Source organism: Streptomyces sp. PH10-H1 (genome assembly GCF_030063355.1).
GTDB lineage: Bacteria > Actinomycetota > Actinomycetes > Streptomycetales > Streptomycetaceae > Actinacidiphila.
Map to the genome: position 1 here is coordinate 37,802 of NZ_JASISZ010000040.1, position 13,968 is coordinate 51,769.

At 70.3% G+C, this 13,968-nt stretch carries 16 protein-coding genes; 11 read left to right on the top strand and 5 right to left on the bottom strand.

Annotated features, from left to right (window positions below; all coding sequences use genetic code 11):
• Window positions 1-78 precede the first annotated feature (78 nt).
• On the top strand, window positions 79-867 hold the full coding sequence (locus QMK24_RS23375; RefSeq protein ID WP_283468600.1) for a S16 family serine protease: 789 nt from the start codon (window positions 79-81) through the stop codon (window positions 865-867).
• A 43-nt stretch (window positions 868-910) separates the two neighbouring features.
• Here the strand turns inward: QMK24_RS23375 and QMK24_RS23380 are convergent, their stop codons facing one another.
• On the bottom strand, window positions 911-1,384 hold the full coding sequence (locus tag QMK24_RS23380) for an Lrp/AsnC family transcriptional regulator (RefSeq protein WP_283468601.1): 474 nt from the start codon (window positions 1,382-1,384) through the stop codon (window positions 911-913).
• 123 nt (window positions 1,385-1,507) lie between these two features.
• Here QMK24_RS23380 and hppD point away from each other — a divergent pair, with 123 nt between their 5' ends.
• Together hppD and QMK24_RS23390 are read left to right on the top strand one after the other, a co-directional pair.
• Window positions 1,508-2,647 carry a 4-hydroxyphenylpyruvate dioxygenase gene (gene hppD, locus QMK24_RS23385; RefSeq protein ID WP_283468602.1) on the top strand — a complete coding sequence of 380 codons (1,140 nt, stop codon included), beginning with the start codon at window positions 1,508-1,510 and terminating at the stop codon, window positions 2,645-2,647.
• 112 nt (window positions 2,648-2,759) lie between these two features.
• Window positions 2,760-4,127 carry an FAD-binding oxidoreductase gene (locus QMK24_RS23390; protein ID WP_283468603.1) on the top strand — a complete coding sequence of 456 codons (1,368 nt, stop codon included), beginning with the start codon at window positions 2,760-2,762 and terminating at the stop codon, window positions 4,125-4,127.
• Between the two features lie 22 nt (window positions 4,128-4,149).
• On the opposite strand, the gene QMK24_RS23395 is transcribed toward QMK24_RS23390, so the two are convergent.
• Complete coding sequence (locus tag QMK24_RS23395; RefSeq protein WP_283468604.1) at window positions 4,150-4,623, bottom strand: SsgA family sporulation/cell division regulator; 474 nt, start codon at window positions 4,621-4,623, stop codon at window positions 4,150-4,152.
• 267 nt (window positions 4,624-4,890) lie between these two features.
• Here QMK24_RS23395 and QMK24_RS23400 point away from each other — a divergent pair, with 267 nt between their 5' ends.
• On the top strand, window positions 4,891-6,264 hold the full coding sequence (locus QMK24_RS23400; RefSeq protein ID WP_283468605.1) for an RDD family protein: 1,374 nt from the start codon (window positions 4,891-4,893) through the stop codon (window positions 6,262-6,264).
• 162 nt (window positions 6,265-6,426) lie between these two features.
• On the top strand, window positions 6,427-7,122 hold the full coding sequence (locus QMK24_RS23405) for an RDD family protein (protein WP_283468606.1): 696 nt from the start codon (window positions 6,427-6,429) through the stop codon (window positions 7,120-7,122).
• Window positions 7,123-7,219: 97 nt separating this feature from the next.
• Here QMK24_RS23405 and QMK24_RS23410 read toward each other — a convergent pair whose 3' ends face one another.
• Window positions 7,220-7,510, bottom strand: a complete 291-nt coding sequence (locus tag QMK24_RS23410; protein WP_283468608.1) for a hypothetical protein — start codon at window positions 7,508-7,510, stop codon at window positions 7,220-7,222.
• Window positions 7,511-7,982: 472 nt separating this feature from the next.
• Here QMK24_RS23410 and QMK24_RS23415 point away from each other — a divergent pair, with 472 nt between their 5' ends.
• A complete protein-coding gene (locus QMK24_RS23415; protein WP_283468609.1) occupies window positions 7,983-8,279 on the top strand; it encodes a hypothetical protein in 297 nt (98 codons plus the stop codon).
• Between the two features lie 114 nt (window positions 8,280-8,393).
• On the opposite strand, the gene QMK24_RS23420 is transcribed toward QMK24_RS23415, so the two are convergent.
• The gene (locus tag QMK24_RS23420) at window positions 8,394-8,984 is read right to left on the bottom strand and encodes an isochorismatase family protein (RefSeq protein WP_283468611.1); all 591 of its coding nucleotides are present in this window, start codon (window positions 8,982-8,984) and stop codon (window positions 8,394-8,396) included.
• A gap of 155 nt (window positions 8,985-9,139) precedes the next feature.
• Window positions 9,140-10,468: a nicotinate phosphoribosyltransferase gene (locus QMK24_RS23425; protein WP_283468613.1), complete on the bottom strand. Its 1,329-nt coding sequence runs from the start codon at window positions 10,466-10,468 to the stop codon at window positions 9,140-9,142.
• 89 nt (window positions 10,469-10,557) lie between these two features.
• On the opposite strand from QMK24_RS23425, the gene clpS reads away from it, so the two are divergent.
• The 5 genes from clpS (at window position 10,558) to QMK24_RS23450 (ending at window position 13,925) form a co-directional block, all read left to right on the top strand.
• On the top strand, window positions 10,558-10,872 hold the full coding sequence (clpS, locus tag QMK24_RS23430) for an ATP-dependent Clp protease adapter ClpS (protein ID WP_283468642.1): 315 nt from the start codon (window positions 10,558-10,560) through the stop codon (window positions 10,870-10,872).
• Window positions 10,872-11,402 carry a DUF2017 domain-containing protein gene (locus tag QMK24_RS23435; RefSeq protein ID WP_283468614.1) on the top strand — a complete coding sequence of 177 codons (531 nt, stop codon included), beginning with the start codon at window positions 10,872-10,874 and terminating at the stop codon, window positions 11,400-11,402. Before clpS ends, QMK24_RS23435 begins: the two co-directional genes overlap by 1 nt.
• Window positions 11,403-11,726: 324 nt before the next feature.
• Window positions 11,727-13,184: an amino acid permease gene (locus QMK24_RS23440; RefSeq protein ID WP_283468615.1), complete on the top strand. Its 1,458-nt coding sequence runs from the start codon at window positions 11,727-11,729 to the stop codon at window positions 13,182-13,184.
• A 110-nt stretch (window positions 13,185-13,294) separates the two neighbouring features.
• On the top strand, window positions 13,295-13,705 hold the full coding sequence (locus QMK24_RS23445) for a M67 family metallopeptidase (protein WP_283468616.1): 411 nt from the start codon (window positions 13,295-13,297) through the stop codon (window positions 13,703-13,705).
• 58 nt (window positions 13,706-13,763) lie between these two features.
• A complete protein-coding gene (locus QMK24_RS23450; protein WP_283468618.1) occupies window positions 13,764-13,925 on the top strand; it encodes a putative leader peptide in 162 nt (53 codons plus the stop codon).
• Window positions 13,926-13,968: the final 43 nt, after the last annotated feature.

Genomic DNA, 13,968 nt, shown 5'->3' on the forward strand with positions numbered 1-13,968 from the left:
CCGTTGACCGGCAGGGCTGCCGGGCGGACCATCCCGCCTGGTGCCCTGCCCGCCACGGCAGTGGACTACATTCTCTGCATGCCCGCAGTCTCCCGCCGTGCCCGAGCCCTTGCCCTTTGCGCGACGCTGGTGGCAGCGCTGCTGGCCGTCGCGGCGCTCGCCCCGCTGCCGGTGTCGATCGTGGTGCCCGGGTTGACCGCCGACGTTCTCGGCGCGGACAAGGGCCGGCAGGTGATCTCCATCACCGGCACCCCGACGCGCACCACCGGCGGACAGCTGCGGATGACCACGATCGCCGCTACCCAGCCGGACGCGGCGGTCCACCTGCCCGATGTGCTCAGGGCCTGGTTCGCGAAGGACAAGGCGGCGATGCCGCGCCGTGCGGTCTATCCCACGGGCGACTCGGTGCAGGAGATCGAGAAGCACAACGCGCAGGAGATGACCGACTCGCAGAACGCGGCGACCGGGGCGGCCCTGAAGCACCTGGGACTGTCACCCACGAACGTGAAGGTCGATCTGCACCTGGCGGACGTGGGCGGCCCGAGCGCCGGGCTGATGTTCTCCCTCGGCATCATCGACAAGATCGACGGAAACGGCCGCGGTGGTGACCTGACCGGCGGCCGCACCGTCGCCGGTACGGGCACGATCACCGCCGACGGCACGGTCGGCGCGGTCGGCGGCGTACCGCTGAAGGAACAGGCCGCCAAGCGGGACGGGGCGACCGTCTTCCTGGTGCCCAAGGGCGAGTGCTCTGACGCCAGGGCCGAGCTGCCCGCCGGACTCCGGCTGGTGCCGGTGACGGACCTGGACGGCGCCCTGGCCGCGCTGGCCGCGATCAATACCGGTGGGAAGGTCCCCAGCTGCTGACGGCCGTCAGGACCGGCGTCAGCCGCGTGCTCCGCGGGTCAGCTCACGGGCGGTCCTCCGCTGCCTGTTCCACCAGCGGGATGATCCGCAGCGGCACCGGATTTTCCATGACAATCGCTGTGGAAGCCCGCATGATGCCATCAAAGCCCACAACCCGGTCGATCACCCGCTGAAGGTCCGCGTTCGAACGGGCCACCAGCCGGCAGAGCATGTCCCCGTGCCCGGTCGTGGTGTGCAGCTCCAGCACTTCGGGAACGCCCGCCAAGTGGGCGCGGACATCGGCGCCTTGCCCCTGCTTGATCTCCAGCGTCGCGAACGCCGTCACCGGATAGCCGAGCGCGGCCGGATCCACCTGCGGCCCGAAGCCCCGGATCACCCCATTGGCCCGCAGCCGGTCCAGCCGGGCCTGCACCGTCCCGCGCGCCACACCCAGCCGTCTGGACGCCTCCAGCATCCCGATCCTCGGCTCATCCGCGAGCAGCTTGATCAGCTGTCCGTCCAGCACATCGATCCCCATGCCTACCTCCTCCAGTGGTCATCCTGCACAGATTGACCCGAGAGCGCGGAGCATCACTGTGCAGATTGCCCAGTGGAATCGCAAACTGTTGCGCACTATGGTCCATGGGGCGACGCTTTCCGCATGACTGAGATGACTGAGACGCAGACGAGCCGGAAGACCCAGGACGTGTTCCCGGTAAAGGGCATGGACGCCGTCGTCTTCGCCGTCGGGAACGCCAAGCAGGCCGCGCACTACTACTCGACCGCCTTCGGGATGAAGCGGGTCGCCTACTCCGGTCCGGAGAACGGCAGCCGCGAGACCGCGTCGTACGTGCTGGAGTCCGGTGGCGCCCGCTTCGTCTTCACCTCCGTCATCAAGGCCGCCACCGAGCGCGGCAAATTCCTCGAGGCGCATGTCGCCGAGCACGGTGACGGCGTGACCGACCTCGCCATCGAGGTCCCCGACGCGCGTGCCGCGTACGCCTACGCCGTCGCGCACGGCGCGACCGGCCTGGAAGAGCCCCACGAGCTCAAGGATGAGCACGGCACCGTCGTCCTCGCCGCGATCGCCACCTACGGCCAGACCCGCCACACCCTGGTCGACCGCTCCGGCTACGACGGCCCGTACCTGCCCGGCTATGTCGCCGCCGACCCGGTCGTCGAGCCGGGAGCCCGCCGCTTCCAGGCCATCGACCACTGCGTCGGCAACGTCGAACTCGGCAAGATGAACGAGTGGGTCGCCTTCTACAACCGCGTCATGGGCTTCACCAACATGAAGGAGTTCGTCGGCGATGACATCGCCACCGAGTACTCCGCCCTCATGTCCAAGGTCGTCGCCGACGGCACCCGCAAGGTGAAGTTCCCGCTCAACGAGCCGGCCATCGCCAAGAAGAAGTCCCAGATCGACGAGTACCTGGAGTTCTACGGCGGCCCCGGCGTCCAGCACATCGCCCTCGCCACCAATGACATCGTCGCGACCGTCCGGGCGATGCGCGCCGCCGGCGTCGAGTTCCTGAACACCCCCGACTCGTACTACGACACCCTCGGCGAGTGGGCCGGCGAGACCCGCGTCCCCGTCGAGACCCTCCGCGAGCTGAAGATCCTCGTCGACCGCGACGAGGACGGCTACCTCCTGCAGATCTTCACCAAGCCGGTCCAGGACCGCCCGACCGTCTTCTTCGAGATGATCGAGCGGCACGGCTCCATGGGCTTCGGCAAGGGCAACTTCAAGGCCCTCTTCGAGGCGATCGAGCGCGAGCAGGAGCTGCGCGGCAACCTCTGACCTCCGGTCGGGTTCCCCGGTTCGCCCTCAGGCGCCGGGAGGGCTGGGGTTACCCGCAAGCGCCGGGCGGGCTGGTCTTGCCCTCGAGCGCCGGGCGGGCTGAACTGGGGTCATGGACGATCTGATCGCAGCGCTCAACTCCGGCCTCCCGGCCGGTGCGGTTCTCACCGACGCCGATGTCACCGCCGCGTACGCCCACGACATGGCGAGCTTCTCCGCCGCGGGCACCCCGGCGGTGGTCGTGCTGCCCCGCACCACCGAGCAGGTGCAGCACGTGATGCGCACGGCGACCGCGCTGCGGGTGCCGGTCGTCCCGCAGGGCGCGCGGACCGGGCTGTCGGGCGCGGCGAACGCGTCGGACGGCTGCATCGTGCTGTCGCTGATCACGATGGACCGGATCATCGAGATCGATCCGGTCGACCGGATCGCGGTCGTCGAACCCGGCGTCGTCAACGCCGTCCTGTCGCGTGCCGTCGCCGAACAGGGCCTGTACTACCCGCCCGATCCGTCCAGCTGGGAGCAGTGCACCATCGGCGGCAACATCGGCACCGGAGCCGGCGGACTGTGCTGTGTGAAGTACGGCGTCACCGCCGAATACGTGCTCGGCCTGGAGGTCGTGCTCGCCGACGGCCGCCTGCTGAAAACCGGCCGCCGTACCGCCAAGGGCGTTGCGGGCTATGACCTGACCCGGCTCTTCGTCGGCGCCGAGGGCACCCTGGGCATCGTCGTACGGGCGGTGCTCGCGCTCCGCCCCGCCCCGCCGCGGCAGCTCGTCCTCGCGGCGGAATTCCCGTCAGCGGCGGCCGCGTGCGCCGCCGTCTGCGAGATCATGGCCCGCGGCCACGCACCCTCGCTGCTGGAACTGATGGACGCCACCACGATCCGCGCGGTCAACGACCTCGCCCACATGGGGCTGCCGGAAACCACCGAGGCGCTGCTGCTGGCCGCCTTCGACTCCCCCGAGCCCGCAGCGGACCTCGCGGCGGTCGGCGAGCTCTGTACGGCCGCGGGCGCCACCGAGGTCGTCCCGGCGGAGGATGCCGCCGAGTCCGACCTGCTGCTCCAGGCCCGCCGGCTGGCCCTCGTCGCCCTGGAGCGGGTCGGCACGGCGACGATGATCGACGACGTGTGTGTTCCCCGCACCAAGCTCGCCCCGATGATCGAGGGCGTCGCGGCCATAGCGCTGAAGTACGGCCTCACCATCGGCCTGTGCGCCCATGCGGGCGACGGGAACACCCACCCCATCGTCTGCTTCGACGGAGCGGACGCGGACGAATCGGCACGTGCCCGGGAGTCCTTCGACGAGATCATGGCGCTCGGGCTCTCCCTCGGCGGCACGATCACCGGTGAACACGGCGTCGGCCTACTGAAGAAGGAGTGGCTGGCCCGGGAACTCGGCCCGGTGGGGGTGGAGTTGCAGCGCGGCGTACGACAGGTCTTCGACCCGCTCGGCCTGCTCAACCCGGGCAAGCTCTTCTGAGCCCCCGACGCTCCGGCCGATATCACCCCTCCGGCGAATCGTCGGTCACCGTCCAGGGATCGCGCAGCCACAGCTCGTCCCTGGTGGTCGGGGCGAGCAGCTCGTTCAGCCCGTCGTCCATGCCGAGCTGCTCGTGCTCGGTCCCCGGCGGTACGGCGCGCAAGGTGCACTCCAGCCACGACGCCACCGGGGAGGACGCCGCCTCCAGCAGCGCGTTGCCGTCCGGGGAGCTCAGTGCCATACAGAGCACGCTGCGCCCGTTGACCTTCGTCGGCCAGATCCGTACGTCCCCGTGCCCGCAGGGCCGGAACACCCCCTCCACCAGCAGCTCACGGGCGAACGTCCAGTTCACCGGCGCGTCCGAGCCCACATGGAAGGTGATGTGCACAGCAAAAGGATCATCTGTGCGATAGGCCAGCCGGGCCGGCACCGGGATGCTGCGCTCCGGCGACAGCACCAGGTTCAGTTCCAGTTCGCGTTCCACCACGGTCTGCATCGAGTCGTCGTCCTTTCCTTGGCGGGCGGCCCCTTGCGGTGTTGCGCAGCGGGTGCTGCACGGGGCCCGCACCAGGAGAGAGCGCATACAACCCCAACCATTACGCGACTTCTCGTAATCGCGGTGAAAATTCCTGAAGGCCCGGCGCGGGCTGCTCCCAGCCGGTAAGGGTGTGTGGTGTGCGGTACCGCGGCCCCGGCGGGTCCGCGTGTCTGGTAGATGTGGACACTGCACTCCCCGGCCAAGCAGATACGGACCATACGAACCATGGGCTCACCCTCTTCTGGCTCCTCCGGTTCCCCTGTTCCGGGGTACTACCCGGATCCCTCGATCCCGGGCTACATCCGGTACTGGAACGGCGCTGCCTGGGTACCGGGCACGAGCCGCCCCGCCCCGCGGCCCGGCGAGGAACTCACCGCGCCGTCCGGCCCGGCGGCTCCCGGTCCGGGGGCCGCGGGCCCCGGAGTTCCGGGTCCGGGTTCGGGTCCGGCCTCCGGCGGCGGCGCGCACGCGCCCGGCGTCGACGAGTCGGGTGTCATGTTCTTCGACGAGGACCCCGCAGAACCCGCGGGTCCGGCGACGCCCGCCGCGCCCGAGCGCGGCTCCGCCGCCCCCGTCTGGTCGGCCACCCCCGCCGTCGAGCCGCCCCGCACCACCTGGGGCGCCACCGGGCCGCAGGCGGCGGAGGCGCCGGCCACGCCGGCCTCCGGCGCGTACCCGGGCGGCCCCACCGCCTCCGGCACCGGCTCGCAGGCGGTCAACCTGCCCGCCGCCCGGGGCGGATCCGCCCCGGCGGGCACTCCGACCGGTACCCCGTCCGGCACTCCGACGGGCGCGGCTCCGTGGGGCACGCAGCCCCAGCCGCAGCCCGGTCCGGGCGAGAGCGAGGGCGTGCGGCGCGGTGGCCCGGCACCGCTCGCGCAGGCCGCCCCCACGCCCTGGGCGCAGCAGGTCCACGAACTCGCCCGGCAGGGCACCGGCGGTACGGGCGCGGGTACGGGTGCCGGCGCGGGCACCGGGACGAGTGGCGGGACAGGTGGCAGCGGCGTCGTCGCCGTACCGGCGCAGGCGGGCGATCCGGCCGGCGCCGCGGCAGCCGGCGTGGTGCCGTGGCGGCCGCCGGTGAGCGATCCGTTCGCGGCGATGGTGCAGGAGCAGGGCCGTCCGGCAGGGCTCGGTCGGCGCCTCGCCGCGCGGCTGCTCGACACGCTCGTCGTGCTGGCGGCCACCGCCGCGGCGGCGGTACCGCTCGGCACGGCCGCGTACCACCACCTCAAGGACAAGGTGAACGCGGCCCGGCTGACCGGTGAGAACGTCACGGTCTGGCTGATCGACGGCACCACCGGCCTTCAGCTGGGCATCGTGCTGGCCGTGGGGCTCGTCGCCGGGCTGCTCTACGAGGTGCTGCCCACCGCCACATGGGGCCGGACGCTCGGCAAGAAGCTGTTCGGGCTGCGGGTGATCGACATCGAGTCGCAGCTCGCCCCCGGCTTCGGCGCCGCGCTGCGCCGCTGGCTGACGCACACCCTTCTCGACGCCCTCGTCATCGGATTCGTGGGACTCGCCTGGTGTCTGTTCGACCGTCCGTGGCGGCAGTGCTGGCACGACAAGGCGGCCCGGACGTTCGTCGCCCGGCAGTAGCGAGGCATGAGCCGGGCATGAGCCGGGCGGTAGTAGGCCCGTAGCAGGGCGGCAGGAGAGCGGTAGCAAGGCGGCAGGAGAGCGGTAGCAAGGCGGTAGCCGGGTACCCCGAACGGATCTTGTCGGCGGGCGGGTGCGCTTCCCGGGGGTTTCACTCGGTTCATGAGTACCGACCAGCCGACGCCAGGATCAGGTGATGATCCGTTCGCCAAGCCCCCCGACAGCAGCGGCCCCGGTACGCCCGGAGGCTCTCCCTACGGCCGGCAGCCTCCGTCGTACCCGCCCCCGCAGGATGGTGGCGGCAACGACCCGTACAGCGGCAATCCGTACGGCGGTACTCCGCCCGGCGGCGGCGCCCCGCCACCCTACGGCGGCGGCCCCTACGGCGGCGCGGGCGGTGAACCCGATCCGCTCGCCGGCATGCCGCCGCTCGGGGACGCGGGCAAGCGGCTGCTCGCGCGGATCATCGACTTCATCCTCGTCACCATCCCGGTGGCCCTGCTGGACTGGGCCGTGGGCGGGATCCAGACCAACACGGACAACTTCAACTACAGCAAGTCGCTGCTGGGGTCGCTCGTGGGGGCGGTCCTCTACATCGGCTACGAGTGGTGGATGACCAAGTCGACCGGCCAGACCCTCGCCAAGAAATGGCTGGGTCTGCGCGTCGCCAACCTGGAGAACGGCAGCGTCCCCGACTCGAAGGCCGCGCTGATCCGCGCGTCCGTCTTCTGGCTGCCGACGCTCTTCTGCTGCCCGTGCCTGTGGATCCTGCTCATCGGGATCCTGCTCCTGCTGGACAAGCCGTACCGGCAGGGTCTGCACGACAAGGCGGCGAAGACCGTGGTGGTCTCCGCCTGAGGTCTCCGCCTGACAGCGGACCCGGAACGGCGGACCGGCTGCCCGCACGTGACGGCGGCCCCGGAGCGGAAACGCCTCCGGGGCCGCCGTTCGCCGTTCAACGCCGTAGCGAGTGCTCGCTGACGCGTGACGGGCCCGAACTGTGCACCCGCGGACGGGGTATCGGGGCGGATGACGCGTGAACACGGCTGTGGCTGCGGGCCTTGGCGCGGGCCGTCAACGGGATCGTGGTCGTCACGGCGACCAGTACCCCGAGCAGCAGCCCGGCCGCCGCGATGACGACGACACTGATGCCGGAATCAGCCTCGGACAGCAGGAGCATCGCGAGTGTGGACAGGACGACGGTTGCGGAACCGTAGGCAAGTTGCGCGGGGGTAGGACGCGGCATGGCGGGATCCGTCCTCGAATACGTCGGTTAAGTCGCAGTGTCGGAAGGGGCGGTGGGGTGCTTCATGCTGGGCGCCATCAACTGACTCTACGGATCGGCATGCCCGAAGGGAACCGTTGGTAAGCGTGACCTAACCCACCGTGGGGGAGCATAGGGGGGCGCATGGAATCGCGCCCGGCCCGCCCGTCTCAACTGACGGATGATCCGGCGGAGAGGCGTCCGCTATCCGGAGTCCGAAAGCCGGTCCATCGACTCCCACGCCAAGCCCGACGCCTGTTCGCTGGTACGACACCAACCCGTACGGAAGCGTCCAGGTTGCGAACACGAATACCCGCATTTCGAACCTGTTCGACTCCCCGAACGGGCAGAACACCATCGTCCAGGTCAGCCCTGCGCGCCGCTGACCTGCGTTAACCCAGTGTTCGGCCCCTGCCCTCTGGTGGGCGGGGGCCGATCACCGGATTATGTGTGCATGGCAGTCGGTGGATTCACCAAGCTTCCCAATGGCAATGTCGTCGTCGCTCTCAGGCTGCCCCACCCGGGCGGCGCGGAGGACAGCGTCCGCGTCATCGTGCACGCGCAGAACCGCCAGCGCGCGCTGACCCGGCTCCGGAACCTGGGGTTCCGGGCGCCCCGCCTCAGCGGCAACACCGAACCCCCGACGCCGGACGAGGTCACGGCGGTGCTGCACCATCCGGACGGCCTGCTCTGGCGACCGGCCGCCTCCGGCGAGGGCGAACTGTGGCACCCGTTCCGCCGCGCGAGCTGAGCCCCCCCTGGCCTCAAGCGCCGGCCGGGCTGTTCTGGCCTCAGGCGCCGGCGGGCTGAACAGTTGCCCTCAAGCGCCGGCCGGGCTGATCTTGATGCGCCGGGATGGCTGGGGTCAGGGGCCCACTGCCGGTTTGCCTGTCAGCTGGACGCCGGAAGCGCGGAGCTCGGTCAGGGCGCGTTCCGTGGTTGCGGCGGCGACGCCTGCTGTCAGGTCGAGCAGGACGTGGGTGACGAAGCCCTCGCGGACCGCGTCCAGCGCGGTGGCGCGGACACAGTGGTCGGTGGCGATACCGACCACGTCGACCTCGGTGACGCCCCGTGCGCGCAGCCAGTCGGCGAGCCCGGTGCCGTTCTCGTCCAGGCCCTCGAAGCCGCTGTAGGCGGCCGCGTATGCGCCCTTGTCGAAGACCGCGTCCACGGCGCCCGAGGCGACGACCGGCGCGAAGTTCGGGTGGAAGCCGACCCCCTCGGTGCCCGCCACGCAGTGCACCGGCCAGGACGTCACGAAGTCGGGCCGCTCGGAGAAGTGGTCGCCGGGATCGACGTGGTGATCACGGGTGGCCACCACATGGCGGTAGCAGGCGGTGGCCTGCCCGACGAGGTCGGTGATCGCGGCGGCCACGTCCGAGCCGCCGGCGACCGCGAGGCTGCCGCCCTCGCAGAAATCGTTCTGGACGTCCACGACGATCAGTGCGCGGTGCATTCGCTGTCCTCTTCGGTCGGCTGACCGCCGTGCGGGGACAGGCGGCACGCGTTGAGCGTAGGGAATCGGGCCCCGTTCCGCGATAGGAGCGGTCCGGGGCGCGGTCCGGGGCGCGGCGCCGCCCCCGTCACACCTGCTCCGTCACACCTGCTCCGTCACACCTGCTCCGTCGGGATCACCGGTTCGCCGCGCGAGAGCTGCGTGGCGGACAGCGGCAGCCCCGCCCGGGCCTCGATGTGCCGGGTGCGCGCGGCCTCCAGCGGCTCGCGGCCGGTGATCTCCCCGCCGCGTACCAGCGGAACGAGCAGCTGCTGGTCCGCCAGCGCATCCGGGACGGTCCCGGTGCCGATGACCTCGGCCTCCGCGACGCCGTCCTCGTCCAGCCGCCGGGCCGCCCACTTGCGGCCGCCGACGCTGGTCTTGGCGCCCATCGACTTCTTGGCGACGGCCACCATGGGCGCGTCCAGGTCGTTCGAGGTGGCCCGGGACACCATTTTGTAGACCATGGAGCAGGTCGGGTGCCCGCTGCCGGTCACCAGCGAGGTGCCGACGCCGTACGCGTCCACGGGCGCGGCGGCCAGCGAGGCGATGGCGTACTCGTCGAGATCGGAGGTCACCACGATCCGGGTGTCCTTGGCGCCGAGGTCGTCCAGCTGCTGCCGCACCCGGTGCGCGAGCAGCAGCAGGTCGCCGGAGTCGATGCGGACCGCGCCCAGCTCGGGCCCGGCGACCTCGACGGCGGTGCGGACCGCCGACATCAGGTCGTAGGTGTCCACGAGCAGCGTGGTGCCGCGGCCCAGGGAGTCGACCTGCGCGATGAAGGCGTCCCGTTCGGTGTCGTGCAGCAGGGTGAACGCGTGCGCGGCCGTGCCGATGGTCGGCAGCCCGTAACGGAAGCCGGCCGCGAGGTTCGAGGAGGACAGGAATCCGCCGACGTACGCGGCGCGCGAGGCGGCCACCGCCGCCAGTTCGTGCGCCCGCCGGGCGCCCATCTCCATCAGCGGACGGCCGCCCGCCGCGACCGCCATCCGGGACGCGGCCGCCGCGATCGCGGAGTCGTGGTTGAGGATCGAAAGGATCACCGTCTCCAGGATCACCGCCTCGGCGAAGGTGCCCTCCACCCGGAGGACCGGCGAACCGGGGAAGTACACCTCGCCCTCGGGGTAACCCCAGATGTCGCCGGTGAAGCGGTAGTTGGCCAGCCACTCCAGGGTCGGCGCGTCCACCACGCTCTCGCGGGCGAGGAACTCCAGCACATCGGCGTCGAAACGGAAGTTCTCCACCGCGTCCAGCACCCGCCCGGTGCCGCAGACGACGCCGTACCGGCGCCCTTCCGGCAGCCGGCGGGTGAAGACCTCGAACACCGAGTGCCGGTGTGCCGCCCCGCTGCGCAGCGCAGCCTGCAACATCGTCAACTCGTACCGGTCGGTGAACAGTGCGGTGGACGGTACGGCCACCGGCAGCCCCAGATCTGCAGCGCTCATGGGCGGGATGATACCCCGACTACTCGTCAGAGTGACGATTTCTCTCCGCTTCCGCGTCCATTTGTGCGAACCGCCGCCGGAGCGGCAGCATTGGGGAGGTGATGAGTGTCGCGCCCGTAGAGATCGAACGGCCCGAGTCGAGTGAGGCCCCCTTTGAGGTACCCGACCCGGATGTTCCCTGGGTGACGCTGGTGCACAACGATCCCGTCAATCTGATGAGCTACGTGACGTACGTCTTCCAGGCCTACTTCGGGTACTCCAAGGACAAGGCCGTCAAACTCATGAACGACGTCCACCACAAGGGCCGCGCCGTGGTCTCCAGCGGCACCCGCGAGGAGATGGAACGCGACGTGCAGGCAATGCACGGCTACGGCCTGTGGGCGACCTTGCAGCAGGACCGCTGATGGCCGGCTACTTCGAGGCCGCCCCGGGCGGCGGCGCCGTGATCGTGCTCGACACCGTCGAGGTCTCCATCCTGCGCAGCCTCGCCGTGCAGCTCCTGGAGATGATCGGCCCGGGGAAGGAGCCGGTCTCCGACGACCCGCTCGCGGCGCTGTTCACCGACGGGCCTACGAAGCCCCCTTCCGACCCCGCTCTGGCCAGGCTCTTCCCGGACGCCTACGAGGACACCGCCCAGTCCTCGGAATTCCGCCGCTTCACCGAGAACGACCTGCGCACCCGCAAGCGCGAGGACGTACTGGCCCTGGTCCGGTCCCTCGACGCCGGCGGCCCGGCGCTGCGGCTGACCCCCGAGGAGTCCCGCCGCTGGCTCGGCGCCCTCAATGACCTGCGGCTGACCATCGGCACCCGGCTCGAGGTCACCGACGAGGACACCGAGCTCTACCGGCTGCCGGACGACGATCCGCTCAAGCCGATGGTGATGGCCTATCTGTGGCTCGGCGGTCTGCAGGAGACGCTGATCGAGACGCTGTGACGCCGCCGGGCGGCACAGCGTGCCGCCCGGACGCGTCCGCGACCCCCGCCGCCCGCCCGGTGGACGCTCAGTGGACGCTCAGCGGACGCTCAAATCCGGATAACGATCACGTCACCGTGATAGTCCGTTATGCGGCATCACTTCACCTTCAGGGTGTTTTGCCTGTGGCCTGCGTCACCATTGCCGTCTGTGGCGCCGTCTCACCCCGTGGTACTAATTCCGACCACTGGCCGGGACGCCACCCCTGTTCCGCCAGGCGCCGAGCCGGCCGATCGCCGGTGGCAACTCCACTGTCCGGGGGGATATGGAGAAAGGCGCACCACCATGCCGACGGACAAGACCGTCGAACAGGCCGTCACCGAGCAGGACGTCACAGAAGAGGGCTACCAGCGCGGGCTCGGCAGCCGGCAGATCCAGATGATCGCCATCGGCGGAGCCATCGGCACCGGCCTCTTCCTGGGTGCCGGCAAGGCCATCCACCAGGCGGGACCGAGCCTGATCATGATGTACGCCATCGCCGGCGTCATCATCTTCTTCATCATGCGGGCCCTCGGCGAGCTCCTCACCTACCGCCCCGTGTCCGGCTCCTTCGCCGACTACGCACGCGAGTTCCTGGGCCCGTTCTGGGGGTTCGTCACCGGCTGGACGTACTGGCTGATGTGGGTGGTCACCGGCATGGCCGAGGTCACCGCCGCATCGGTGTACATCACCTACTGGTGGAAGGGCCTCCCGCAGTGGATCTCCGCCCTGGTCTTCCTCCTGGTGCTCTTCGGAGTGAACCTGATCTCGGTGAAGGTCTTCGGCGAGGTCGAGTTCTGGTTCTCGATGATCAAGGTCACCGCGATCATCGGCATGATCCTCATCGGCATCGGCGTCCTCACCATCGGCTTCTCGGCCGCCGGTGACACCGCCTCCCTCAGCCATCTGTGGGGCGACGGCGGAGTCTTCCCCAACGGTGTCGGCAAGTCCCTCATGACGCTGCAGATCGTGATGTTCGCCTACCTCGCCGTCGAGCTCGTCGGGGTCACCGCGGGCGAGGCCGAGAACCCCCGCGAGACCCTCCCCAAGGCCATCAACACCCTGCCCTGGCGGATCGGGGTGTTCTACGTCGGCGCGCTCATCGTGATCCTCGGCGTCGTCTCCTGGACCGAGTTCCAGCCCGGCGTGAGCCCGTTCGTGGCCGCCTTCGCCAAGATCGGTATCCCGTTCGGCGCGGCCATCGTGAACTTCGTCGTCCTCACCGCCGCCCTGTCGTCCTGCAACTCCGGGATGTACTCCACCGGTCGCATGCTCCGTGACCTCGCCGTCAACGGCCAGGGCCCGAGGGCCTTCGCGAAGCTCAACTCCCGCCAGACCCCGGCCACCGGCATCCTGGTCTCCGTCGCCCTCATGGGCATCGGCGTGTGGATCAACTACGTCGATCCGAACGGCGCCTTCACCTACATCACGGCCTTCGCCACCGTGGCCGGCGTGTGGACCTGGGCGATGATCCTCGTCTCCCACCTCCGCTACCGCGCCGCCGTGAAGGCCGGCCGCGCCGCCGAGGCCTGGTTCAAGGCCCCGGGCGCCCCGTACACCAGCTGGATCGCCCTGATCTTCCTCGCCGGCGTGATGGTGATGATCGGCATCGACGAGGACGCCCGGATTTCGCTGTACAGCGCTCCGGCGTGGTTCGCGATCCTCGGCATCGGGTACGCCTGGCTCAAGCGGAAGAACCCGGAGGCGTTCGCCCCCAAGCCGCACGTCGCCCCGGAGCCCGCAATGGCCGACGCCGTGCGCTGACCCCGCGCGCCGAAGCCACCATCCACCGCGAAGGCCCGCCCCCGCACCCCTGGGGCGGGCCTTCGTATGCCCGCGCGCCCGTGCCGCGGCCGCCCTTTTATGCTTCGGGCATGCTGACCATCACCCAGGAGCTCCACGACGCGATCGTCGCCCACGCCCGCGCCGACCACCCCGACGAGGCATGCGGAATCGTCGCGGGACCGGAGGGCACCGGCCGCCCCGAGCGCTTCATCCCGATGCTGAACGCGGCCCGGTCACCCACGTTCTACGAGTTCGACTCCACCGACCTGCTCAAGCTCTACCGCGACATGGACGACCGCGACGAGGAGCCGGTGATCGTCTACCACTCGCACACCGCCACCGAGGCGTACCCGTCCCGCACCGACATCACCTACGCGAACGAGCCCGGCGCGCACTACGTCCTCGTCTCGACCGCGGAGGAGTTCCAGTTCCGCTCATTCCGCATTGTGGACGGGGTCGTGACCGAAGAAGACGTGCGGGTAGTGGCCTCCGAGGCCTGATGTCCGGATCGTGGGACGACCGTCTCGGACGGCTCCGGGGAATCGATACGATGAGCTCATGGTTCCCCACGACGTGAACAACAAGCCGCCGGGCATGCTGCTCGCTCCGCTCGCTTCGCGTCGCTCCGCCTCCGCTCTTCTCGGGGCCTTTGGCTGCGGAGCGGCGCGGCTGCACGTCGACCTCTGCCGCGTCGCCAGTGCCGCCTGTCCGCGCGCCTGAGCACTGCTGTCCCAGCACCTGGCACGCCCGCACGTCCCCCCGC